The sequence below is a fragment of the Burkholderia sp. ABCPW 11 genome (genome assembly GCF_001523445.1).
Lineage (GTDB): Bacteria > Pseudomonadota > Gammaproteobacteria > Burkholderiales > Burkholderiaceae > Burkholderia.
On sequence record NZ_LOVM01000066.1, the window covers coordinates 13224 to 36400 of the forward strand.

Here is a 23177-nt window from a genome sequence, read left to right on the forward strand (position 1 = left end):
CGCTGGGCTTTAAGACGAAACGTCCGATGTTAATCGATCGCGCCTGCCTGCGGCCGCTGCCGCCGGATCGGAAAGCAAGCCACGAGAGCGGGGTGACGTTCGGATGCGCCGGGTCATCCGTTCGCGGCCCTGCCCGGCGCGCCGCTCCCCGACAGCCGTCCGCGCGACGCCGGGTGGAGCGCATGCACGGTGCCCGGCGCATCGGCCGGCAGCACGCCGTGTTGCAGCCAGTACGACGCGACGGGCCACAGCGTGTCGGTGAAGCGGCTATGGAAAAACGCGAAATGGCCGATCGCATCGACGCCGATGTCGGCCGGCGCGATCCGCAGATGCGTGACGTTGCTGCCCGTGTAATAGCCGACCAGCCGCTCGATCGCGTCGACCGTGCCGAACGCGTCGTCGTCGAGGCCGATCGCGAGCATCGGCGCCGACAGCCCCGCGAAGCGCGCCGGCAACGCGGCGCGGCTCGCCGCGCCGTCGTCGAGCACGCTGCCGATGTAGCCATCCTCGAAACGCGGCCGCGAACGCGCCCACGACAGCGCGATACCGCGCGGCGTGTCCTCCATCCAGCCGAGCCGCTTCGCGGGCACGTAGCCGAACACGGCCGCGAGCGCGGGCATCGCGACATGCCACTTCCACCACATGCGGCGCCGCTCGGCGAGCAGGTAATCGCGCCAGTACGCATACTGCGCGCCGACGGTCACCACATGCCGCACGTGCACGTTCGACGCCGCGAGGCCGAGCACGCAGCCGCCGATGCTGTGCGCGACCACATCGAGCGGCTGGCCCGGAAACGCGTCGCGCGCGTAATGCAGCGCGGCCTCGCAATCGAGCCGGCCCCAGTCGAGCCAGGTCGCGCGCAGCTTCGCGAGCTGCGCCGGGCGCGACCCGCCGATGCCGCGATAGTCGTAGACGAGCACGTCGCGCCCCTGCGCGAACAGCCACGCCGCGAAACGAAAGTAGTAGTCGCAGCGCACCGACGTCGCGCAATTGACGACCGTCACGGGCCGCACGCCGCCGCCGCGATGGCGCCAGACATGGCCGCGCAACGGGTAGCCGTCGGCCGCGCGCAGCGTCACGGGCTCGGGCGGCAATGCGCCCGCCGCGCGGCTGCCTGGCGCCGCGCCGCTTTCCTCGTTCGAAATCGTCATCGTGTCTCCTGTCGACCCCAGTCGGCGCTTTAGCGCTTACTGGCGTCACATGCATCGCGGTCGACCCCAGTTGGCACTTCGGCGCTTACTGGGGTGCCATGCATCGCGGTCGACCTAGTTGGCACTTCAGACCTTACTGGGTTTCGTGCATGGCGGTCGCCCCGGTTAGTGTTTCAGCGCTTACTGGAATCCCATGCTTCGCGGTCGGTCCGGGCGGGCGCCTCGGGCTTACTCAACCCCTCTTCCGCGATCGACCGGCCTCCATTGAACTTGACGCGTGCCGCGTTCTCAACCAATCTTGCTGCTCCGTTCACATGAGCCACGCGCATGTCAACGCCACTCGTCCGTCTCCCGTCGCTCGATCTCGTCCGCGGTTTCGTCGCCGTCGGCCGCCGCATGAGCATCACGCTCGCCGCGCAGGACCTGTGCGTCACGCAATCGGCGGTCAGCCGCCAGGTCCATGCGCTCGAAGCGCATCTCGGCGTCACCTTGCTGCAGCGTGGCTACCGGAAGATCGCGTTCACGCCGGAAGGCGAGCGGCTGTTCCGCGTCGCCGATGCGGCGCTGCACAGCCTGCAGGACACCGTCGCGTCGCTCGCCGCCGTGCGCGAGCGCCAGCCCGTGACGATCACCGCCAGCATCGGCGTGACCGCGCTCTGGCTGCTGCCTCGGCTCGGACGGTTGCAGGCGCGGCTGCCCGCGATCGACCTGCGCGTCGCCGCGAACGACAAGGTACTCGATTTGCGCGCCGAAGGCATCGACCTCGGCATCCGCTACTGCCCGCGCGACCGTGCGCCGGCCGGTGCGCTGCGCCTGTTCGACGAGATCGTCGTGCCGGTCGCGCATCCCGCGCTCGCCGCGCGGCCGGTCGCGAGCGCGGCGGCGATCGCCGATCACGTGCTGCTCGAATTCGACGGGCCGCCGCAACCGCATCTGCAGTGGCACGCACACCTGCACGCGGCGGGGCTCGGCGATGCGCGTCCGAAAGGCGTGTTGCGCTTCAACCAGTACGACCAGGTGATCCAGGCCGCGATCGCGGGCCAGGGCATCGCGCTCGGCCGGCTCGCGCTCGTCGCGCCGATGCTCGCCGACGGCCGGCTCGCGGTGCTCGGGCCGCACACGCAAACGCGCTCGGAAACGTACGGCTACTGGCTGTTCCAGCACGATCCGGCCCCGCGCCGCGAAGTCGCCGACGTGCGCGACTGGATACTCGCCGAAGCGGCCGAATGCGACGCGGCAATGCACGCGCACGATACGACGTCGGCCTGAGCCCGCGGCGCGGATGCGCGTGAGCGCAGGCAACGGCCGCCCTCTTCGCATTCCCGTTGCGCATGCCAACCTGACCGAATGATCGCTTGAGCGTCGGCCGCCCCGCTCGTCTAATCGGGATCGAGCGCGGCCGTTTCGCCGCGCGCCTTCATCCGGAGACACGCATGACCCCGATCGAGCAGGAAGTCCGGCGCCGCTGGCTGCCCGTGCTGGCAGGCGGTCTGATCATGGGCGCCGCGCTCGGCATCCGCCACGTGCAGGGCCTGTTCCTCGCACCCGTCTCGCTCGACCACGGCTGGTCGCGCGAAGCGTTCGGGCTCGCGCTGGCGCTGCAGAACCTGATCTGGGGCGTCGCACAGCCATTCACCGGGATGGTGGCCGACCGCTTCGGCTCGGTGCGCGTGATCGTCGCCGGCATGCTGCTGTATGCGGCCGGGCTCGTCACGATGGCGCATGCTGCGTCGACCGGCCTGTTCACGGTCGGCGCCGGGCTCGTGATCGGCGTCGCGCTGTCGGGCTCGGCGTTCGCGTCGATCTACGGCGCGTTGAGCCGCCTGTTCCCGCCCGACCGGCGCGGCTGGGCGCTCGGTATCGCCGGCGCGATCGGCGGGCTCGGCCAGTTCTGCATGGTGCCCGTCGCGCAGGAACTGATCGGCGGCATCGGCTGGCGGCACGCGTTCGTCGCGCTGGCGCTCGTCGCCGCGCTGCTCGCACCGCTCGCCGTGCTGCTGCGCGACCGGCCCGCGCAGGCGGCCGGCGCTGCAGCCGGCCCCGGCCAGTCGATCGGCGAAGCCATGCGCGAGGCGTTCGCGCATCGCGGCTTCTGGCTGCTGAACGCGGGCTTCTTCGCGTGCGGCTTCCAGCTCGCGTTCATCGCGACGCACCTGCCCGCATATCTGCTCGACCACGGGCTGCCGGCGCGCCACGCAAGCGTCGCGCTCGCGCTGATCGCGCTGACCAACGTGGCCGGCACCTACGCGTGCGGGCATCTGGGCGGACTGCTGCGGCGCAAGTACGTGCTGTCGGTGCTGTACCTCGTGCGCGCATGCGCGATGGCCGCGTTCGTCGCCGTGCCGCTGTCGCCCGCGAGCGTCTACGGGTTCGCGGCCGTGATGGGATTCACGTGGCTCGGCACGGTGCCGCTGACGAACGGCGTGATCTCGCAGGTGTTCGGCGTGCGCTACATCGCGACGCTGTTCGGCTTCGTGTTCTTCGGGCACCAGCTCGGCAGCTTCTTCGGCGTGTGGCTCGGTGCGGTCGTGTACGACGCGACGCATTCGTACCTGCCGCTGTGGATCGGTTCGATCGCGCTCGGCGTGCTCGCGGCGCTGCTGCACCTGCCAATCGACGACGCGCGTGTCGCGCGCCCGGCATCGGGCAACGCGGCATGGGCATGATCCGCGCGGCACTGGCGGCCGGCACGCTCGCGTTCGTCGCGTGGTGCGGCGCGGCCTATTTCGATTCGGGCGTCGCGCACGCGCTGCTCGAGCACGTCGCGCTCTGCAATTGATGCGGCAAACCGGAGCGGACGGTCAACGGCGCTTCGGCAACGCCGCCAGCGCATCGAGCGCCCGGGCACGCGCGGCCGCGGGCTCGACGAGCGGCGCCGGGTAGTCGACGCCGAGCCGTACACCGGCCGCGTCGAGCGCCAGCGGCGACACTTCCCAGGGCGCATGGATCGACGCATCGTCGAGGCCGGCAAGCTCGGGCACCCAGCGCCGCACGTACGCGCCGTCCGGGTCGAACTTCCGCCCCTGCGCGACCGGATTGAAGATGCGGAAATACGGCGCGGCATCGGCGCCGCAGCCGGCTACCCATTGCCAGCTCGCCGCATTGTTCGCGGGATCGGCGTCGACCAGCGTGTCGCGGAACCATGCTTCGCCCGCGCGCCAGTCGATCAGCAGATGCTTGACGAGGAACGACGCGACGACCATCCGCACGCGGTTGTGCATCCAGCCGGTCGTCCACAGCTCGCGCAGGCCCGCATCGACGAGCGGGTAGCCGGTCCGCCCGCGCTGCCATGCACGTAACGCCGCAGGATCGTCGCGCCACGGCATCGCATCGAATTGCGCGCGGAAGTTGTCGGTCGCGAGCGCCGGGAAGTGATACAGCAGCATGTAGCTGAATTCGCGCCAGCCGAGCTCGCTGAGGAATTTGTCGGCGTGCGCCGCATACGCCGCGCCGCCTGCACTCGCGGCGCCCTGCACCGCATGCCACACCTGTCGCGGCGACACGTTGCCGAAGCGCAGGAACGGCGACAGCCGGCTCGTCGTCGGAAGGTCGGGCCGATCGCGCGCCTGCGCATAGCCGGCGAGCGACGTCGTCAGAAACATGTCGAGTCGCGCGTGCGCGCCGGCCTCGTCGGGCGCCGGCCACGCATCGCGCAAACCGCCGGCCCAGTCCGGCGCATGCGCACGCAACGCGAGCGCGTCGAGCGCCAGCGCGCGGTCGCGCACGGCCTTCGGCCATGGATGAAACGCGATCCGCCCGGGTGCCGGCAGCGGCACGGCAACCGTGCGATCTCGCCGCACCGCGCGCCAGTACGCGGTGAACACCTGATACGGGCCGCCGCTGCCCGTCAGCACCTCCCACGGCTCGTTCAGCAGGCTGCCGTTGCTGCTCTCCACCGTCACGCCGCGCGCCTTGAGCGACGCTTTCAGCGCCGCATCCGCGTCACGCTGCGGCTGCGCATAGCGACGGTTCCAGTACACGGCCGCCGCGCCCGTATCGCCGACGAGGCGCTCGATCTCGCGCTGCGCGTCGCCGCGCAACAGCAACAAGCGCCCGCCCTGCCGCGCGAGCGCGGTGTCGAGCCCTGCCAGCGCCCCGTGCAGCCACCAGCGCGCCGCACCGCCGAGCGCGGGCCCGGCGCCGGCGCCCGTGTCGTCGACGAAGACGCAGACGAGCGGCCGGCCGGATGCGACCGCGCGCGTCAGCGCGGGCTGATCGGTCACGCGCAGATCGTCGCGGAACCAGACGATCGCGGGGGCAACGGACTGCCGGGTGGACATGGGCAGGCACCTCGATGGCGAAAGCAAAAAGAGACGCGTATTGTCGCGGCTGCGCTGCACAGCGTCGACGCCGGCCGTCTCGGCCAGCACGCCACCGCGCCACCGCGCCACCGCGTGCGGCGGCACGATCCGCTTCAATTCGATGGAAATCGCACTGCCGGAAGGCGGCACGCGCGGCATATTTCTCCGGCTGCGGTGCGTCGAGCGGTTCGTGCACACCGCGCACCCGCACGGCCGGTGCAACACCGAACGCATCGCATCGCGCTGCGGCGGCCCCACGGGCCGACCGTGCCGCCGATGCGACCGACCGATCGGGTCATTACGATGCGTCGCGTCAATCGAGCCGGAACGCGGCCTCGAAGCGCTCGGCGAACGCATCGAACTCGGCTTCCGGCAGATGGTTGATGCCGCCCGCGCGCTTGCGCCCGCCGCCGGTCGAGAAGCCGCGGCAGAACTCGTCCGCGCCGATCGGCCGGCCGTCGGGCACGCGTACGCTGACGACGAGCCCGCCGCCTGCGCGCGGCGACAGCACCGCGAGCGCCGCATGCGGCGCGTTGCGCATCCGCTCGTTGGCGAGCATGCCGGTCGCGCGCCGCGCCCACGGGAGATCGGGCATCCGCACGAGCGTCGCGCCCGGCACCTCGCGCACCGGCGCGAGCGCGCATGCGCGCGCCATGTCGTCGCGGTAACCGTCGCGCAGCGCGGCGAACACGGCCGTCTCGCGCACGAAATCGAGCGGATCGATGCACGGCAGCATCGCGTCGGCGAGCGCCGCCGGATCGAAATGCAGATCGCCGACGCACTCGCCGTATGCGTTGTAGTTCAGATAGCGCCCGAGTTCCGCGAGCACGCAACGCTCGGCTTCGTCGACGCCGTGCTCGCGCGCCAGCGCATCGCCGAGCGCCGGCAGCTCGTCGCCGAATGCCGCGACGATCGCCCAGCGCGCGTACCGGCCGCCGAGATGGCGGTTCACGATCGCGCTGGTGCAGACGTCGGCCGCCGTGTCGATATGCGCGTCGAAGCGCGGATGGTCCGGCAGTTCGCCTGCAAAGTGATGATCGAAGTAACGGACCGTCGCACCGTCGCGCAGCAGCCGCGCGCACGCGTCGCGGTTCTGGTCGTGCGACACGTCGAGCACGGTGACGAGGTCGCCTGCGCCCGCGTCGATACGCTCGAGCAGCCTGATGTCGCGCTTCACGCCGGTCACGAGCGTGCCCTGCACGCGTTGCGCGAGCCGCAACTGCTGAAGCGCGCACAGGCCGTCCGCGTCACCGTTGAACGCGAACACATGCCGCGCGTACTGGTTGTCCTGCATGATCCGTTGCTCCGTCGTCAAGGCATGAAATCGCCGCGGTTCGCGGCGAGCGTCGCGCCCGTCGCCGGGTTCGCACGCGAGGTATTTTGCCGCAACCGCGAGCGCATCCGTCGATGGAACGTAGCCGCCCTCCGCTGCAAACGGCTGGCGAGTCGCCTGCGCGTCGTTGAACGCGATCGCGCCGAGCTTCTTCATATGCGGTACGACCTCCCGCGACGGTACCGCTCGTCGCGACGGCAACCGGCTTGATGTCATACGTCATCAGACGTTTCGAGCAGAACATCTCTTGTCGAAAACTTCACCATCATTGGGAGATTTCCGGGTAAACCCGCGACGCCATCCCCGATACTCCGGCGTACCATGTTATACGACGACGTACTACACAAACCGCCACCCAGACGCCGACGCGGGGCCATCGCCCCGTCCGCCGCCCGACCGGAGACACCGTTGAACCCGCCCTCGTCCGCCCTGCCCGGCCGCGACCCGCTCGCATCCGCCGTCTCGAAAGTGAAGTGGCACGTGCTGCCGCTCGTGCTGATCATGTTCATCGCGAACTACATCGACCGCGTGAACGTCGGCTTCGTCGATCGCCATCTCGAAGCGTCGATCGGCATCGGCGCGGCCGCGTACGGGCTCGGCGCCGGGCTGTTCTTCGTCGGCTATGCGCTGTTCGAAGTGCCGTCGAACCTGCTGATGCAGCGCTACGGCGCGCGCGTATGGCTGGCGCGGATCATGGCGACGTGGGGCATCGTCGCGGCCGCGATGGCGTTCGTGTGGAACGACACGTCGTTCTACGTGCTGCGCTTTTTGCTCGGCGCGGCCGAGGCCGGCTTCTTCCCCGGCGTCGTGCTGTACCTGTCGCAATGGCTGCCGCCGCAGGAGCGCGGCAAGGCAATGGCGATCTTCCTCGGCGGCTCCGCGTTCGCGTCGGTGCTGTCCGGGCCCGTCACCGGCGCGCTGCTGTCGATCCACGGCTTCGGCCTCGAAGGCTGGCAATGGATGTTCCTCATCGAGGGGCTGTTCTCGGTTGCACTGTGCGGCGCGAGCTGGCTGCTGCTGAAATCGCATATCCGCGACGCGACGTGGCTCACGCCGGCTGAACGCACGGCGCTCCAGAACGCGCTCGACGACGAGCGCGCCACGCGCGACGTCCGCTCGAACGTGCCGGTGCGCGCCACCACGCTGCTGCGCGGTCCGCAGATCATGCTGTTCTGCTTCCTGTACTTCTCGATCCAGCTGACGATCTACGCGGCCACGTTCTGGCTGCCGACCATCATCCGCAAGATGGGCGGCCTCACCGATTTCCAGGTCGGCCTGTACAACACCATTCCGTGGATGATCGCGATCGGCGCGATGTACGGCTTCGCGGTGCTGTCGTCGAAATGGAAGCATCCGCAGCGCTGGCTCGCGTTCGCGCTCGTGCTCGCCGCGTGCGGGCTGTTCGCGTCGACGTCGCCCGATCCGGTGTGGTCGTTCGCGTCGATCTGCTTTGCCGCGCTCGGCTTCAAGGCGGCGGCGTCGCTGTTCTGGCCCATCCCGCAGGGCTATCTCGACACGCGCGTGGCCGCGGCCGTGATCGCGCTGATCAATTCGGTCGGCAACCTCGGCGGCTTCGTCGCGCCGACGGCCTTCGGCTATCTGAAGCAACATACGGGTTCGATCACGGGCGGGCTGTATGCGCTCGCGATCGCTTCGCTCGTCGCCGCGGTCGCCGCGCTGTTCGCGCGCACGCAGCGGCGCAGCGATCCGCCGCGCGGCCGGCCGGCCGACGAATCCTTCACGCACGCCCCGATGCTCCGCCATGCCGAACACTGACCGCCTGACCGTCGTCGTCTCGAATGCCGCCGACGGCGACCTCGCCACGTTCTCCCTCGCCGGCGACGGCACGCTCGCGCCGCTCGCCCGCTATCCCGCCGCCGACGTCGCGATGCCGATCGCCGTGCAGGCCGACCGCACGCGGCTCTACGTCGCGACGCGCGGCGAGCAGCCGACGATCGTCGCGTTCCGCGTCGCCGCCACGGGCGCGCTCGCGCGCATCGGCACGACCGCGATCGACGCGAGCCATGCGTACCTGTCGCTCGACCGCAGCGGCCGCTGGCTGCTCGGCGCATCGTACGGCGGGAGTTCGCTGAGCCTCTACGATGCGGCACGCGTGCGCGACGGCGACGGCGCGCCGCTGCAAGTTGCGGGCGGCATCGCGAACGCGCACGCGGTGATCGTGTCGCCGGACGACCGTTTCGCGTACGTCAGCTCGCTCGGCTCGGACCGCGTGTTCGGCTTCGCGCTCGTCGAGGACGCCGCCGGCTTGCGCGCGGTCGAACACGGCGAGACGCGCGTGCCGGCCGGCTTCGGTCCGCGTCACCTGCGGTTCGCGGATGACGGCCGCACGCTGGTCGTCGTCAGCGAATTCCAGGGCACGCTCGCAACCTTCGCCCGCGACACCGACACCGGCCGGCTCGGCGACGCACGCGTGAGTGCGCGCCACCCGGCCGTGGCCGACCTCGCGCAAGGCCATGCGCGTCCGCCCGCCCCCGCCGAGCCGTCCGTGTGGGCCGCCGATCTGCACCTGACGCCCGACATGCGTTTCGCGTACGTCAGCGAGCGCACGTCGAGCCGGTTGCTCTGCTATCGCCGCCACGAAGACGGCTCGTTCGAGCCCGCACACGCGACGGCCACCGAAACCCAGCCGCGCGGGTTCGCGATCGATCCGTCGGGACGCTGGCTCGTCGCCTGCGGCGAACGGTCGGAACACGTGGCGGTGTATGCGATCGCGCCGGACGACGGCACGCTGTCGCTGCACGCGCGCGTGCCGGGAGGCCGCGGCGCGAACTGGATCGCGATCGTCTGAAGGCAGGAAGGCTTGAAGAAGCATCGGCGCGCGAGCGGGCGCCGGCACGCCGATGCGGGCCCGGCGTTCAGCGCCGCTCGCTCGGCGCAACGCCCGTCCAGCGCTTGAACGCGCGCGTGAAATTGGCGCGGTCGGTATAGCCGACGCGCGCCGCGATCTCGTCGACCGGCAGCCGTGTGCCTTCCAGCAGCCGCAGCGCGTCGCGCAGCCGGATCTCGTCGAGCAGCGCCGAATAGGTCGCGCCGTATTCGGCGAGCTTGCGCTTGAGCGTGCGCGCCGACACGTGCAACTCGCGCGCGACGTCGTCGACCGACGGATAACCGCCTTCGTCGCAGATCAGCAGATTGCGCACGCGCTCGACGATGCTCTCCGCATAGCCGAGCCGCGCGAGCTCCGCCTCGCACTGCTGGACGATCATCTGTGCGGTCTGCGCGTTCGCGGTGCCGATCGGCTCGTCGAGCAGCGCGGCGTCGCAGCGGATGCGGTTCGCGCTCGCATCGAAATGGCAGCGCGGCAGCCGCGCGCGATAACGCTCGAACCACGGCGGCTCGGGCCATTCGAAGTGGAGTTCGGCACGCGACTGCAGCGTGCGCCCCGGGGTCGGATACAGCAGCGAATTGAACAGGATCGCGGTCTCGACCAGGAAGTTTTCCACCGCGAACTGGCGCAGCCGGCCGAGCGGAAACGCTTCGAACACGTCGATGTCGACGATGCCGTCGAGCTGCGCGAGCCGCACCGAGAAAAACGGCACGCGCGTCGGCAGATAACGGATGCCGAGCGCGATCGCCTCGCCGAGCGTCGCGCAACTCATCAGCCCGAAGCCGATCAGCCCCGCCTTCGTCAGGCTGCTGCGCAAGCCGATCTCGATCGCGATCGACGGATCGCCGGTCGCATCGAGCAGGTTGAACACGATCGTCGCCTGCTGCAGCGGCGTGATGCGCGCATCGGGCTGCGCGAGCCGGTCGCGCTCGACGCCCGAGCCGGCGAGAATGCGGCCGCCGTCGATGCCGCGCTCCTCGGCCAGCATCAGCATGAACAACGCATACGCGGACGACACCGTCGCCTTGTTCAACTGGCGCGCGGCATCCGGAACGGACGGGACCATGCGGCTCACTCCGGGCGGTTTCGGCGGATTGTAGCGTCGCTGGCCCGCAATGACACCGCGGCGGCACTCTAGCCACGTATCGGCGCATCGACTGCGGATTGCCGGCCAACGTGGCCCGAAATGACACCACCATTGGCACCGCCGGCCCTCGCATGCGCTCCGGCACGCGCCTATGCTTGTCACATCGGCATTGCGCCCTACTCTTTCCACACGGATTCCGGCCGATGAGCCTACCCGCACGAACCGTCTTTCGAAACGACGCCGACAAGGTCGCGTACGTCCGCCGCGAAGTCAACGCCGCGAGCGACGCGATCCGCGCGCGCTTTCCGCTGCTCGACAACCAGAACCTCATCGGCGCGACCGTGATGGCCGTGTCGGTGAGCGCGATGCTCGCGATCGCATGGCTGTATGCGCGCGGCGCGATCGCGTGGTACGTCGCGCTGCCGCTCGCCGCGTTCGTCACGTCGCTGATCCACGAGCTCGAGCACGACCTGATCCATCTGATGTACTTCAAAAAGACGCCGTGGGCGTATCACCTGATGATGGCGCTGTGCTGGCTCACGCGGCCCGGCACGATCAACCCGTGGACGCGCCGGCGCATGCACCTGCATCACCACAAGGTGTCGGGCGGCGAATCGGATCTCGAGGAATTCGGCATCACCAACGGCGAACGCTGGGGGGTGAAGCGCCTGCTGATGATCGCGGACGGCATGCTCGCCGTCGTGCTGCGACCGGCCGCGATGCGCCGCAAGGTGAAGCAGTACGTGGCCGCGCAGCCGGTGCAGGATCCGTCCGAGCGCCTGCAGTTGCGCGTCGAGCAGGTGTCGTCCTACATGCCGATCGGCCACCTGTACTACACGCTATGGCATGCGTTCGTCGTCTATCACGTCGGCCTGTTCGCGCTGCATGCATTCGGCTACGCGGTGACGGTGCCGGCCGTCGTCGAGCACGTGATGCGCGTCGTCGATTTCCTGGCGGTGGTGTGGCTCGGGCCGAACTTCGTGCGCAGCTTCTGCATCAACTTCGTCAGCTCGAACATGCACTATTTCGGCGACATCGATTCGCGCAACGTGATCCAGCAGACGCAGGTACTGAACCCGTGGTGGATGCTGCCGTTCCAGCTGTTCTGCTTCAATTTCGGCAGCACGCACGCGATCCATCACTTCGTGGTGCGCGATCCGTTCTACATCCGGCAACTGACCGCGCGCACCGCGCACGCGGCGCTGCGCGAAGTCGGCGTGCGCTTCAACGACGTCGGCACGTTCGCGCGCGCGAATCGCTGGGGCGGCTATCGCCCGTCTCGCGACACGCACCCCGCGCAAGCCGACGCGTAACGCCGACGGCGCGCGTCAGCGCATCGGCGCTTCATCGATCGCCGATCGGCGGCATCGGCCCCTGCCCGCGGATCCACGACCAGTTCGCGAGCTCGGCCATTTCCTTGTCGCCGCGGCTGTCGCCGTATGCGAACAACTGCTGCGGCGGCCGGTCGCCCCACCAGCCGCGCAAGCGCACGACCTTCTGCGGCCCCCAGCAGTTCTCGCCGTCGAGCCGCCCGGCGAAGACGCCGCGCTCGAACGCGAGCCGCGTCGCCAACACGGCGTCGAAGCCGGCCGTCTTCGCCCACTTCTCCAGATACAGCGAAGGCGACGCGCTGACCAGCACGACTTCATGCCCGCGCGCGCGATGCTCGCGAATGCGCTCGAGCATCTCCGGACGCACGAGGTTCGGCAGATAGCTGTCGACGAACCTGCGCGCCTGCGCATCGAGCGCGTCTTCGCGGATCGGCCCGAACGCGAACGATGCGAACTTCGCCTTCGCGTCGCCGCGCGACAGCAGCCCGGCCTTCATCGCGACGATCCACGGCAGCGCCCGCAGCCCGGCCCACGCGAAACGCGGCGTGCCGACCGCATGGCGGACGAAATGGCGAAAGCTGTCGGTAGTCGTGATGGTGCCGTCGAAATCGAAGGCGGCGACGATGCGGTCGGTCATGGAGAATCGGCGGGAAAGCGATGAGATGCCCGGGAAGATAGCAGACTCGCGGCCACGCGCGTGAAACCGTGGCGCCCGACACGAGGCCGCGCGCGCCGAAGCGCATGCGCTCGTATCGTTCGCTCAGCGCGACGGCCGCGCGGCCAGCGCCGCCGGCAGCACGACGTTCATCAGGTGATCGGCGCGCGACAGCAGGTCGGTCACGCGCTCGTCGAGCCCGCGCAGTTGCGCCGGCTGCATCCGGATCTGCTGCACGGCCTGCCCGACGATGTTGCGGCGGTCGAACAGCGTGCGCTCGACGCCCGCATCGTCCGGCGCCCGCACGACGTCCGACACCGCGCTCAGCGCCGCGAGCACGACCACGAGGTTCTCCTCCGCACGGCGAACCTCCGCGGCGAGCGCCTCGGTACGGCGCGGGAAAAAGCCGAGCGACTGCTTGAGCGCGCCGAGCGCCGCGCGGTAGTCGACATGGCCGGACGCCGCACCGAACCAGCGTTCGAACATGCCGGCCTTGCGTGTCGCCTGCGCGAGCAGCCCCGCCATCATGTCGGCCGCGCCGAGTTCGTTGAACTCGCGCGTCGTCGCCGCGACGGCCTCGACGAGGTTGCCGGCCGTCTCCAGCGCGCCGTCGCCGATCGTCGCGACCGTCGCGAGCTTCAACGGCACCAGTTGCCGGATATGCCGCTCGATGCGCGACGCGTAATCGGGATAGAGATTCGGAAAGCTGGCCTGCGCGGCGCGGAAGCACGCTTCGAGCTGCGGATGATTCGATTCGCCGAACAGCGCGCGGCCGACCGCATCGGCGGGCGCCGTGCGCACGGCTCGATCGGACGCCGGCGCCGGCCCGAAGTCGAGCGCCTGGGGTGCAGGCCGCGCCGACGCACGCGCGACCGGCGCACCGGGCGCGGCCGGCGCGTCGAACGCAAGACGCCCGGGCGTGCGCTCGGGCGTCGTATCGAACTCGAGCCGCTTCGGCTCGTCGGACGGATTCGTCATCGCCGCTTCCTGCCCGGCGCGGCGGGGTGCCGCGCGCCGGGCTGCCGCCAGTCAGACCGCGCCGCCGTACGCGCGGACGAAATCGCCGAGGCCGCGGTTGTAGCCCGCGCCGACCGCCTTGAACATGAAGTGGCCGTCGCGACGATAGAAGCTGCCGACCTGCACCGACGTCTCCATCGAGAAGTCTTCCTCGAGCGCGTACTTCGCGATCACCGCGCCCGACACCTCGTCGGCGATCTGGATGTAGCTGTTGCGAACCTGCCCGAAATTCTGGCGGCGCGCTTCGGCCTGGTCGATCGTCACGACCACCGAGATTTCCTCGACGTCGGCCGCGAGCTTCGTCATGTCGATGAAGATCACTTCGTCGTCGCCGTCGCCGCTACCCGTGCGGTTGTCGCCGCTATGCACGACGCCCAGGCATTTCGACGAAGGCATTCCGCGCTTCGGGAAATCGTCGCCCGGCTGGATGAAGGTTTCCTTGCGCTCCATCGTGCGCACTTCGCTGTTGTAGAACACGAAATGCTGATCCGAGATCAGTTTCGGATTGTTCTGCGCGTCGTACTTGCACAGGAACACCGACACGTCGAGATCGAAATCCGTGCCCGTGTCCGTCGCGTTCGCGTCCCAACCGAGACCGATGCGGAATTTCTGCGTGCCGGGCGCTTCCTTCGACAGGTTGACGCGACCGCCTTTCGACAAATTGATCATCTGAACCTCTTGTGCTGGAACCGCCGTTGCGCCGGCGGCGATGCCGGGCCGCCTGCGGCGGCCCCTTCGTTGATGCTGTTCGCGCCGCGTGACGCGCGCTTACTTGCCCGCCACCACCGCGCGGTTTTCCTTGCGCTGCACGACGATCGACGACCACACGGCCGCGGCGATCATCGCCGCGCCGATCAGGCCCGTGACGACCTCCGGCACCTCGAATTTCACGCCCAGGAACATGATCGTCGCGAGCGCGCCGATCGCCCAGAACGCGCCGTGCTCGAGAAAGCGGTACTGCGCGAGCGTGCCCTTCTTCAGCAGCACGAGCGTCATCTCCCGGATGTAGGCCGCGCCGACGCCGAGGCCGAGCGCGATCAGGAAGATGTTGTTCGACAGCGCGAACGCGCCGATCACGCCGTCGAAGCTGAACGACGAATCGAGCACTTCCAGATACATGAAACCCGCGACGCCTTCGCGCACCACGCGCGTGCCCGTGTCCTCGCCGCCGACCAGGTCGCCCACGCCGTGCGCGATCACGAAGCCGATCACGCCGAACGCGCCCGCGAGCAGGAAGCTCACCTGCTCGGCCGCGGGCACGTAGAACGACGCGACGATCACGATCGCGAGCGTCAGCGCCACTTCCAGCGCGGTGATGCGGCCGAGATGGCGCATCGGGCCTTCGAGGAAGCCGATCCAGTGCTCGTCCTTCTCGGTGTCGAGCATGAACTTGAAGAACACCATCAGCAGGAACGCGCCGCCGAACGCCGACACCTCGTGATGCGCGGACGTCAGCACCGCCGCGTACTTGTCCGGCGATTCGATCGCGAGCGTCAGCGCATCCCACAGGCCGATGTGGCCGATCACCGCGACGATCAGCAGCGGGAACACGAGCCGCATGCCGAACACCGCGACGGGGAGGCCGAACACCATGAAGCGGTTGCGCCACTTCTCCGACCAGTTCTTCAGCACCGATGCGTTGACGACCGCGTTGTCGAGCGACAGCGAAATTTCGAGCACGCACAGGACCGCGACGATCAGCATGTCCTTCACGCCGCCGAGGAGATAGGCCGCGATCAGCGCGAGCGCCGTGAGCGACAACGGGATCTTGAAATCTTTCAACATGATGGGGTAATCGAGTTCAGAAAAATGGGCAGGCGGCACGCGCTTACTTCGCGCGTACCCAGTCGCAGAATTCCTGCGTGATCAGTTGTTCGTAGATCTGTTCGTCGCTGAGGTCGAGCGATTCGAGATGCAGGAAGCCGACGTTCGGCATTTCGTCCGCGACTTCCGCGAGGAAGTCGAATTCGCTCGGATCGCCGACGCCGACGAGCGACCAGTACAGCGGGAAATGCTGCGATTCGGCCAGCAACTGGCGCACGCGCTTGCGGTCGTTCTTCGGGTTCTGGCCGTCGGTGACGAACAGCACCCACGCGGGCAGATGGCCGTTCACGGGCGCCGAAGCGGCCGGCGCGGACGTGTCGTCCGCACCGCCGAACAGCCGGCTCAGGAAGCCGCGCTTTTCCTCGCGCTTCGGCTCCGGCGCGCGGAAGAAGAAGTCGACGATGTCGTTCATCACCGGCGCGTACTGCGTGCCGCCCCACTTGTCGATCCGCGCGTTGAGCACATGGTCGGAAATGTACGAGCCGTAGTTGTCGGGCGTCGCGGTCGGCAGGCGGTCGTAGCCTTCGGTGAAGGTCCACGTGTCGACTTCGCCGTTGTCGTCGAACTTCAGGGCGATGCCGAGAATCCGGTCGTGCGTCTCCTGGATCACGCCCGACTGGTACAGCGGCTTCGCGGAGCCCGAGATGTCGAGCGCCGCGCCGACGCGCACGACGGGCGGCTTCAGGATCTGACGTTTTTCGAGGACGATCGCGACCTTCGCCGCGCGTTTCTCAAGCGTAATCATGCAGTGTTCTCTCGGTTCTCTTAGTTGTGCTTCGGAGCGAATCGGGTGATCAGGTCCTGTTCGAGCTGGCGCAGGCGCGGCGCGTCCTGCTCGCGCTGGCGTCGGCCGTCGGCGATGATCTGCGTGATGTCGTCGAACGCGCCGAACAGCTGCTGCTGCGCGTATTCGAACGTGTCGGTCGAGATCACCGGACGCTGGCCGAGCTTCGCGACTTCCTGCGCGTTCCGGCGATTCAGGTCGGCCTGCGCGCGGATCGCCTCGTCGGCCGCGTCGTACGTCGCGTTCGCGAGCGCCGCCGCGCGCTTCGTGCCGAGCTGCTCGAGATAGAGCGCGAACGCGTTGGTCCACGCGGGGATCAGCACGGTCTTGATCGTCATGAACTTCGACGTCAGCGTGCGTTTCTGGTCCTGCTCCATCCGGATCTGCGGCGCGAGCTGCTTCGACATCAGCATCGCGCGATCGAGGTCGTCGAGCTTGCTTTCGAGTGCGTCGACCTTGCGCTTCACGTCGAGCAGGCGCTGCGCGGCGAATGCGTCGTCCGCCGGCTGCTGGCCGGCCGCGAGATGCGCGCGCAGCGCCGCGAGCGCCGTTTCGCCGTGCGCCTTCGACTGCGCGAGCGCCTGGTGCAGCGCGTAATTGTCGTTGTACATCCGCTCGAGCTCGTCGATGCCGGCCTTCTGGCGCTGCGCATGGTTTTCGAGCTCGACGACGAGCGTGTCCATCCGCTTGCTCACCGACTCGTATTGCGACAGCAGCTTCTCCTTGGTCGAGCGGAACAGCCGCGTGACCTGCGTGAGCAGCCCGCCCTTGTCGGCGCCGCGCGGGTCGAGCCCCTTCGCGGTCGCGATCAGCTCGTTGAGCTTGTCGCCGAACTGGTCGGCATCCGATGCCCGGACGCTCGCGAGAATCTGCTGGGAGAAGGCGGCGATGCGCGTGCCCTGCGTCGCGCCGAGCTGGTCGATCTCGTCGACGGTGATCAGGCGCGCATGTTCCGTCGGCGACGCTGCCGATGCCGGCACGACGACGTTGGCGACGACGTTGGCGACGGCGGCCGGCACGGCGACGGGTGACGAAGACGAGGTGGACGGACGATCGCTGACCGCATCGGATTTGTTGTCGTCGAATAGCGGCTTCATGTGGCTACCACGTTTCCTTTTCTGCTTTTTGCTACGTGTTGTCGTGCGCGCGAGGTACGTTTGCGCGGTTGCCGTCGTGCTCTCTCACGGGCGGCAGACGGACAATAAAGGGGGACGGTGCGGTGCGTCAAGCCGGGCAATTCTTTCAATTGCCATTCGATCTGTAAGACATGCGATAGGAATTCCGATACGGCCTCCGACACGTCAGGGCCCGTGCCTTGATGGAGCGCGAATCCGGATTTCCCCGTGCACATCGGTAAAGAGAATCGGAAAGAGTTTTGAAAGAATCGGCCTCTCGCTATTCCGCTGATTGTTACAGATTGCTTAACGCGGGTGTCGCGTCCTAGTACGAGTAGCCTTGCGACGTCGGGCGCGCGTCGTGACGGCGGCCCCACCACGGCAAGTACGCGTTGTTCTCTCCGCGTGCGCGGAACCAGTCCTTGTCGGGATCGATCGGCGTCAGCTTCGACGGCGCGACGACGACCACGGCCGTCGGACGCTCAGCGTCGGTCGTGCCCGCCACGAGCACGTTTCCGCCGAGATGATTTGCGCGGCCGATCGCGAGCGCCACATCGGTCAACGCCGCGCCGGCCCCCATGTCACCGAGCAGTGCCGACGTGTTGAAGGTCGCGCCGCGGAGGTCGCTTTCCGGCACGGCTTCCGCGAGCCCTTGCAAAAGGGACGCGGCCCTTGCCGAAGCGGCAGCGCTGCCCTTGCCTGCATCGTGGATAACGTAGTTCAGCGACGAGACCGTAACGCCCGCATTGGCTGCCGCCGCATCGATCGTCGACTTCCATGCCGGCACCGCGCGGCTGCCGTTCTGCTTCGCGTCGAGATCCATGACGCTACCTTGCGCCGCCTTGCCGATCCATGCCAGCGGTTCGCGTTCGGTCTTCAGATCCGGGCCGGCGAGGAACAACACCACCATGTTCTCGTTGATCTGTTCGTCGTGCGGGGGAAAACTTGGTGCGTCCCAGTTCATCACCCACACGCTTTTGTCGGGATGCGCGGCCAGGTAGTCCAGCGCGGCGTTCAGCGACGTGAAGCCGGCATTTCCGTGGCCCGACGTCACGTGCACGTCGGGCGGCGTATCGCGGATCCATAGATTTTTTGCGGAGGGGTTGCCGATTTCATACATGTTTACCATTTCGTCGCGCAAGAACGCGCCGGCAGCTATCGGATCGAGACGGCCGGCAGGAAGTGCAAGTTCGACACGCACCCCGGCCAGTTCACGCCATTCACGCTTGTACTTCGAGCCGATGCTGTAAAAATAATCGGGGTTCATCACGTAGCGCGTCCGAAACAACACAAGAAGTTCGCCGACGTATTTTTCATAGAACCCGGCAAACGATTCACGTCCCCGGTTGCCATCCGCGACGATGGATATCGCTTGCAAGGTCGAGTATTTCACGGGGTTGGTCCGGACCATATCGTCGTTGGCATTCGGCTTCACCAACCCGAGCGTCCACAGCAATTGCCACTCGGTCGGATAGTCGCGACGCTGCAGCGGATTGAGCCATTCAAGTCCGACGACTTGAGCAACAAACGGCGCGGCAGACGCACCTTCGACGGATCGCGTCGATGCAGCGCGCGTCTCAACCCGCAATGGCGAGCACGACAAGAGCGTCGCCATCACGATCGAGACGCACCCGATACGTCTGGCAAGAGTGAAACAGTGCATGAATACCCCGATCGAACCGGCCAACCCGGCGCGCCGGTCCGCAAATTCATTCCCGTCCGGACGACGCTAGACTCGAAATCAGCGTTGCACCGCACGATGTCTTGTGACCATCGAATGCCGCCGGTTTCCCGTCGACGATGACCTGCGGATCGCCTTCGGCGATAAAGCAGGCCTGATGGCCCGCGATCGGGCAGACACACGTGTCACCGAGCCGGGCGACCGGCCGCCCCATCACTTCGCTGACCGCACTGCCGGTCACGACCTGACCGCCGTGGCTCGTTGCGTCGCCGACCCGAATGATGCCGCGCATGCGCGCTCCTTATTCCGAATAGCCTTGCGATGCCGGACGTGCGTCGTGACGGCGCCCCCACCACGGCAAATACGCGTTGTTCTCACCGCGCGCGCGGAACCAGTCCTTGCCGGCGTCGATCGGCGTCAGCTTCGAAGGTGCGACGACGACGACTGCCGTCGGATGCTCCGCGTCGGTCGTTCCGGCTACGAGCACATTTCCACCGAGGTGATTCGCGCGACCGATCGCCAGCGCCACATCGGTCAGCGCCGCACCGGCGCCCATGTCACCGAGTAGCGCCGATGTATTGAAGGTCTGCGTACGGAAATCGTATTCGGGCAGTACTTCCGTCAGCGTCTGCGACAGTGACGCAATGCGTGTCGATGCAGCATCGCTGCCCTTGCCCGCGTCGTGCACGATGTAATTCACCGACGACACCGGCACGCCTGCATTACTCGCCGCCGCATCGATCGTCGACTTCCATGCCTGCACCGCGCGGCTCGCGCCTTGCTTGGCCTCGAAATCCTTGACGTTGCTTCGAGCAGCCTTGCCGATCCAGGCCAGCGGCTCACGCTCGGTCTTCAGGTCGGGGCCGGCGAGAAACAGCACCACCATGTTCTCGTTGATCTGTTCGTCCTTCGGTGGGAAGCTCGGTGCGTCCCAGTTCATCACCCATGCGCTTTTGTCCGGGTGGGCGGCCAGATAATCCAGTGCCGCGTTCAGCGACGTGAAGCCGGCATTGCCCTGCCCCGATGTCACATGCACATCCGGCGGTGTGTCGTGGCTCCATAAATTTTTAGCCGACGGATTGCCTATTTCGAAAAAGTTAACAATCTGATCTCGCAAATGCGACGACGCCCGCTCAGGATCGAGTCGACCAGAGGGGATTGCCAGTTCGACATGCATGCCAGCCAATTCTCGCCACTTCTTCTGGCTATCCGAGCTAACTGTGTAAAAATAATCCTCATTTGTGAAATATCGAGTCCGAAAAAGCACCAGCAACTCATTGATATACTTCTTATAAAACCCGGAAAACGATTCACGCCCCCAGCGGCCATCGGCCACGATAGAAATCGGTTGCAATGTTGAGTATTTTTTGGGATTGACCCGAACCATGTCATCGTTGACATTCGGCTTTACTAGGCCGAGCGTCCACAATATCTGCCACTCGGTGCTGTAATCCTTGCGCTGCAGCGGGTTCATCCAGCCAAGCCCGACGACCTGAGCCACGAATGGTCTGGACGCCCCGGCTCCGGTAGCTGGAACCGCCTTCTCGTTCAATGAAGCCGCGACTGCTCGCGGGCTCGCAATCACCGTTGTAAATGCAAATACCATGATTGCTACAAGTCCTGGAACCAGGACTAACCGCTTCATCAAAGTTCCCATGCTCAACAATGCTCCTGTCCGCTCATCAGACGCAACCAATATCAAAACCGATACACCCAGCGCAAGAAGCAATGCACCGCCGGCGACTCCGAATCGACGCGGCCATGTAGCAATGGCCGATCTCATAAAATGCCTCCAAGCTTCAGGAAAAACCCACCATCTCTTTCGTCGTGTATCTTGGAAGGCATTTTTGCATGATCATCCTTAACAATCCAATCCTGCAAAAATAATTTTTCACATTTTCCAGTTATAATATATTCCGCCATCTTACCATTTTGGCCCTCATCCCCCAAACTATTGGCAAATCGCCAATCAGCCTGAATCCTGATTTCCTCCAAATCCGTCTCAGTCAGATAACAGAGCCCAATTGCCACATCATAAGCCAACGCCTTCTCAGCATGGTCCTTGTTGGTCATGATGGTCGAATGGTTCGTTGGATTATTCTTGTCCCCGCCGTTCAGAATCTGAAATATCTCGTTGTTCCGCCATTCGGTATAGTCAGCGCTCGCTGCCCCCGGATTGTCCTCCCCGACCACATTTCCGAACTTGTCCACCCATCGACGGTTTCCGGATCTGCGCGCTTCCATCCGGAGAATGGAATGATCCTCATACCGCTGCGCAGCTTCGGATGCAGTATCCCCCTGCGCCTTCAGCGCATCACCCTCAGTCTTGAATTTTTCCGATTTCGCGTCGAAGTTGTCGTACGGATCGTCATCGCGCTTGTTCTCCTTGTTGGCGTCACGCGCGGCCGACGGCGGATCGTAACTCTCGTTGAAGCTCCCTTCCTTGATCGGTTTCCCTTGCGCATCGCAAGCGCCCGATGGTTTGCCATAACGGAACGCCTGCGGGAGGAAGCGAGTCTCCTTATCGAGCATCGGTGCCGTGATCGGGATTTCCCAGTCTTTTGGCGGATCGGCATTGACCTTCATATCGGTCAAATTAAACAGATAGAGGGCGGGACTCGTTATCAGCGTCATGAACTTCGGGAACAACCCTTCATTGGAATGCATACCTCGTCCAAGACCATATCGCGCAGGCGGTGATGGCGGATACCAGAAACCTTCCTTCTGGTTCTTGTCCTTGCGCCAGCCGTCCTGCCAATACCGATAGAGCTTGTTCTCTCCGCCCACCTCGAAATTCGACGCGAATACGCGTTGCGAAAAAACACCCCACCCGTTCGTCGAACTGATTTCATCGATACTCATCCCGCGCCAGCCGATTCCCTGAACGGTCAAGGCGGAAATGACCTGATCGTGCGGGCAACAGTACAGCGTCACTCTCCCGTAGGTGTTCTTCTGGTACAGCCCATGCGCCTCTCGGTCCTTGGCTGCGCTATACGGTTTGCCCCCGTTCTTCGACGGTCTCGCGTTTTCCATCGCCCGATCGAGATCCTCCGCAGGCATCTCGAGCTCGGCCCGCGCACGCAGGATATCGAAGTACTCTCTCAGCGTTTCCTTGCGCGCGACATAGGTCTCGCGTCCCACGCGCCCGTTCTTGTCGCGCACCCCGCGCTGGGCCCACGAGTCGGTCATGTTGGCTTCGACGAGACTGTACGGGGGATTGGCGAGCACATAGGTGTCGGCCACGCAGCGCCCTTTCTTGCCCCACTGATCCGTCACCTCGGGCAACCGGTCACCGAGGAACGCTGCGGCGAGACCGATCATGTTTCCCTGGCTGTGGCACACGATCGTGATCGGCGCGTCGGCCTGTCGCTTGCGGATCGATTCGACCAGGCGTGCCAGCCGCAGTGCGCCAAGCACACCGTAAGTGCGCGGTGGCGTGGAGTAGATTTTTCGATTGCCGATGCCGTTCATGTGCTGGACGGTCAGCCACAGAAAAAGCCGATCGTTCAACCCGTCGTTCCACAGGTCCGGCAAACTCGTACACCCGCCCGCGAACGGACCACCGCCCCAGTAATTCTTCTCGTTGAGCATGATCTTGTCGCCATACTCCTGCAGCTCCTCCGCATTCGCGGCATAGCCCCATCGAAAGTGGATGACGGGCGAAAAGGACGGATCGGGCTTGATGTACGTCTTCGACGACATGTCCGGATTCAGGAAGCCGTCCGGCGTCAGGCTTTCGATATAGCTGACCGGCGTCATCTGCCCGGCCACCGGCCCCCAATGGAACAGCTGATCGTCATAACGCCCCATGCGCCGGTTCAATCCTGCACACAACCCCTTCTCGGCCTCCTTGAACCATTCCCCTTCCGAATTCACCCCGTGCACGAAAATGACGACGCCCGGCAACGGCATCTGCATCACGCACTCGAGGTCGTTGCGGTTGAACAGCGTCGTCCCCAGTCCACCGCCCACCGGAGTCTGCGACGGGTCGTCCGTCGACGGTTGCCCGCCCGGGTTCTGCGCAAAGTTGTAGTTCGACATGTTGTTTTT

At 66.4% G+C, this 23177-nt stretch carries 20 protein-coding genes; 6 read left to right on the plus strand and 14 right to left on the minus strand.

The genetic code is table 11. The features are described 5' to 3' along the window. Positions 1 to 113: 113 nt before the first annotated feature. Positions 114 to 1151 (minus strand): alpha/beta fold hydrolase, encoded by a 1038-nt coding sequence (locus WS61_RS23535; protein WP_059503989.1) that lies wholly within the window; start codon positions 1149 to 1151, stop codon positions 114 to 116. Positions 1152 to 1478: 327 nt separating this feature from the next. On the opposite strand from WS61_RS23535, the gene WS61_RS23540 reads away from it, so the two are divergent. The 3 genes from WS61_RS23540 (at position 1479) to WS61_RS35745 (ending at position 3930) form a co-directional block, all read left to right on the plus strand. Then, positions 1479 to 2420 (plus strand): LysR substrate-binding domain-containing protein, encoded by a 942-nt coding sequence (locus WS61_RS23540; RefSeq protein ID WP_059503991.1) that lies wholly within the window; start codon positions 1479 to 1481, stop codon positions 2418 to 2420. Positions 2421 to 2584: 164 nt separating this feature from the next. Further along, entirely contained in the window at positions 2585 to 3817 is a 1233-nt protein-coding gene (locus WS61_RS23545; RefSeq protein ID WP_059503993.1) for an MFS transporter, read from the plus strand. Next, a complete protein-coding gene (locus tag WS61_RS35745) occupies positions 3808 to 3930 on the plus strand; it encodes a hypothetical protein (protein ID WP_059503995.1) in 123 nt (40 codons plus the stop codon). Before WS61_RS23545 ends, WS61_RS35745 begins: the two co-directional genes overlap by 10 nt. A 22-nt stretch (positions 3931 to 3952) precedes the next feature. Here WS61_RS35745 and WS61_RS23555 read toward each other — a convergent pair whose 3' ends face one another. Beyond that, the gene (locus WS61_RS23555) at positions 3953 to 5431 is read right to left on the minus strand and encodes a deoxyribodipyrimidine photo-lyase (protein ID WP_059504045.1); all 1479 of its coding nucleotides are present in this window, start codon (positions 5429 to 5431) and stop codon (positions 3953 to 3955) included. A 334-nt stretch (positions 5432 to 5765) separates the two neighbouring features. Next, positions 5766 to 6746 carry a hypothetical protein gene (locus tag WS61_RS23560; RefSeq protein ID WP_059504047.1) on the minus strand — a complete coding sequence of 327 codons (981 nt, stop codon included), beginning with the start codon at positions 6744 to 6746 and terminating at the stop codon, positions 5766 to 5768. A 447-nt stretch (positions 6747 to 7193) separates the two neighbouring features. Between WS61_RS23560 and WS61_RS23565 the strand changes: the two genes are divergently transcribed. Together WS61_RS23565 and WS61_RS23570 are read left to right on the plus strand one after the other, a co-directional pair. Beyond that, entirely contained in the window at positions 7194 to 8561 is a 1368-nt protein-coding gene (locus WS61_RS23565) for an MFS transporter (RefSeq protein WP_059503996.1), read from the plus strand. Further along, positions 8548 to 9594 carry a beta-propeller fold lactonase family protein gene (locus WS61_RS23570; protein WP_059503997.1) on the plus strand — a complete coding sequence of 349 codons (1047 nt, stop codon included), beginning with the start codon at positions 8548 to 8550 and terminating at the stop codon, positions 9592 to 9594. Before WS61_RS23565 ends, WS61_RS23570 begins: the two co-directional genes overlap by 14 nt. Positions 9595 to 9661: 67 nt before the next feature. On the opposite strand, the gene WS61_RS23575 is transcribed toward WS61_RS23570, so the two are convergent. Next, positions 9662 to 10699, minus strand: a complete 1038-nt coding sequence (locus WS61_RS23575) for an AraC family transcriptional regulator (protein ID WP_059503999.1) — start codon at positions 10697 to 10699, stop codon at positions 9662 to 9664. A gap of 224 nt (positions 10700 to 10923) precedes the next feature. On the opposite strand from WS61_RS23575, the gene WS61_RS23580 reads away from it, so the two are divergent. After that, positions 10924 to 12033 (plus strand): fatty acid desaturase, encoded by a 1110-nt coding sequence (locus tag WS61_RS23580; RefSeq protein ID WP_059504001.1) that lies wholly within the window; start codon positions 10924 to 10926, stop codon positions 12031 to 12033. A gap of 31 nt (positions 12034 to 12064) precedes the next feature. Here WS61_RS23580 and WS61_RS23585 read toward each other — a convergent pair whose 3' ends face one another. The 10 genes from WS61_RS23585 to WS61_RS23630 form a co-directional block, all read right to left on the minus strand. Then, entirely contained in the window at positions 12065 to 12688 is a 624-nt protein-coding gene (locus WS61_RS23585) for an HAD family hydrolase (protein WP_034207802.1), read from the minus strand. A gap of 123 nt (positions 12689 to 12811) precedes the next feature. Further along, the gene (locus WS61_RS23590; protein ID WP_059504003.1) at positions 12812 to 13684 is read right to left on the minus strand and encodes a hypothetical protein; all 873 of its coding nucleotides are present in this window, start codon (positions 13682 to 13684) and stop codon (positions 12812 to 12814) included. 51 nt (positions 13685 to 13735) lie between these two features. After that, positions 13736 to 14392 (minus strand): TerD family protein, encoded by a 657-nt coding sequence (locus WS61_RS23595; RefSeq protein ID WP_059504005.1) that lies wholly within the window; start codon positions 14390 to 14392, stop codon positions 13736 to 13738. 99 nt (positions 14393 to 14491) lie between these two features. Further along, a complete protein-coding gene (locus tag WS61_RS23600) occupies positions 14492 to 15508 on the minus strand; it encodes a DUF475 domain-containing protein (RefSeq protein ID WP_059504007.1) in 1017 nt (338 codons plus the stop codon). 43 nt (positions 15509 to 15551) lie between these two features. Continuing rightward, on the minus strand, positions 15552 to 16292 hold the full coding sequence (locus tag WS61_RS23605) for a VWA domain-containing protein (RefSeq protein WP_059504010.1): 741 nt from the start codon (positions 16290 to 16292) through the stop codon (positions 15552 to 15554). Between the two features lie 20 nt (positions 16293 to 16312). Beyond that, positions 16313 to 17428, minus strand: a complete 1116-nt coding sequence (locus tag WS61_RS23610) for a toxic anion resistance protein (RefSeq protein ID WP_059504011.1) — start codon at positions 17426 to 17428, stop codon at positions 16313 to 16315. Between the two features lie 343 nt (positions 17429 to 17771). Continuing rightward, on the minus strand, positions 17772 to 19109 hold the full coding sequence (locus WS61_RS23615) for a hypothetical protein (RefSeq protein ID WP_059504049.1): 1338 nt from the start codon (positions 19107 to 19109) through the stop codon (positions 17772 to 17774). A gap of 46 nt (positions 19110 to 19155) precedes the next feature. Continuing rightward, positions 19156 to 19419, minus strand: a complete 264-nt coding sequence (locus WS61_RS23620) for a PAAR domain-containing protein (protein WP_027784933.1) — start codon at positions 19417 to 19419, stop codon at positions 19156 to 19158. A 9-nt stretch (positions 19420 to 19428) separates the two neighbouring features. Beyond that, the gene (locus WS61_RS23625; RefSeq protein WP_095211824.1) at positions 19429 to 20910 is read right to left on the minus strand and encodes a virulence factor; all 1482 of its coding nucleotides are present in this window, start codon (positions 20908 to 20910) and stop codon (positions 19429 to 19431) included. Next, positions 20907 to 23168, minus strand: coding sequence for a hypothetical protein (locus WS61_RS23630; protein ID WP_059504012.1), 2262 nt, complete (start codon positions 23166 to 23168; stop codon positions 20907 to 20909). Before WS61_RS23630 ends, WS61_RS23625 begins: the two co-directional genes overlap by 4 nt. Between the last annotated feature and the right edge of the window lie 9 nt (positions 23169 to 23177).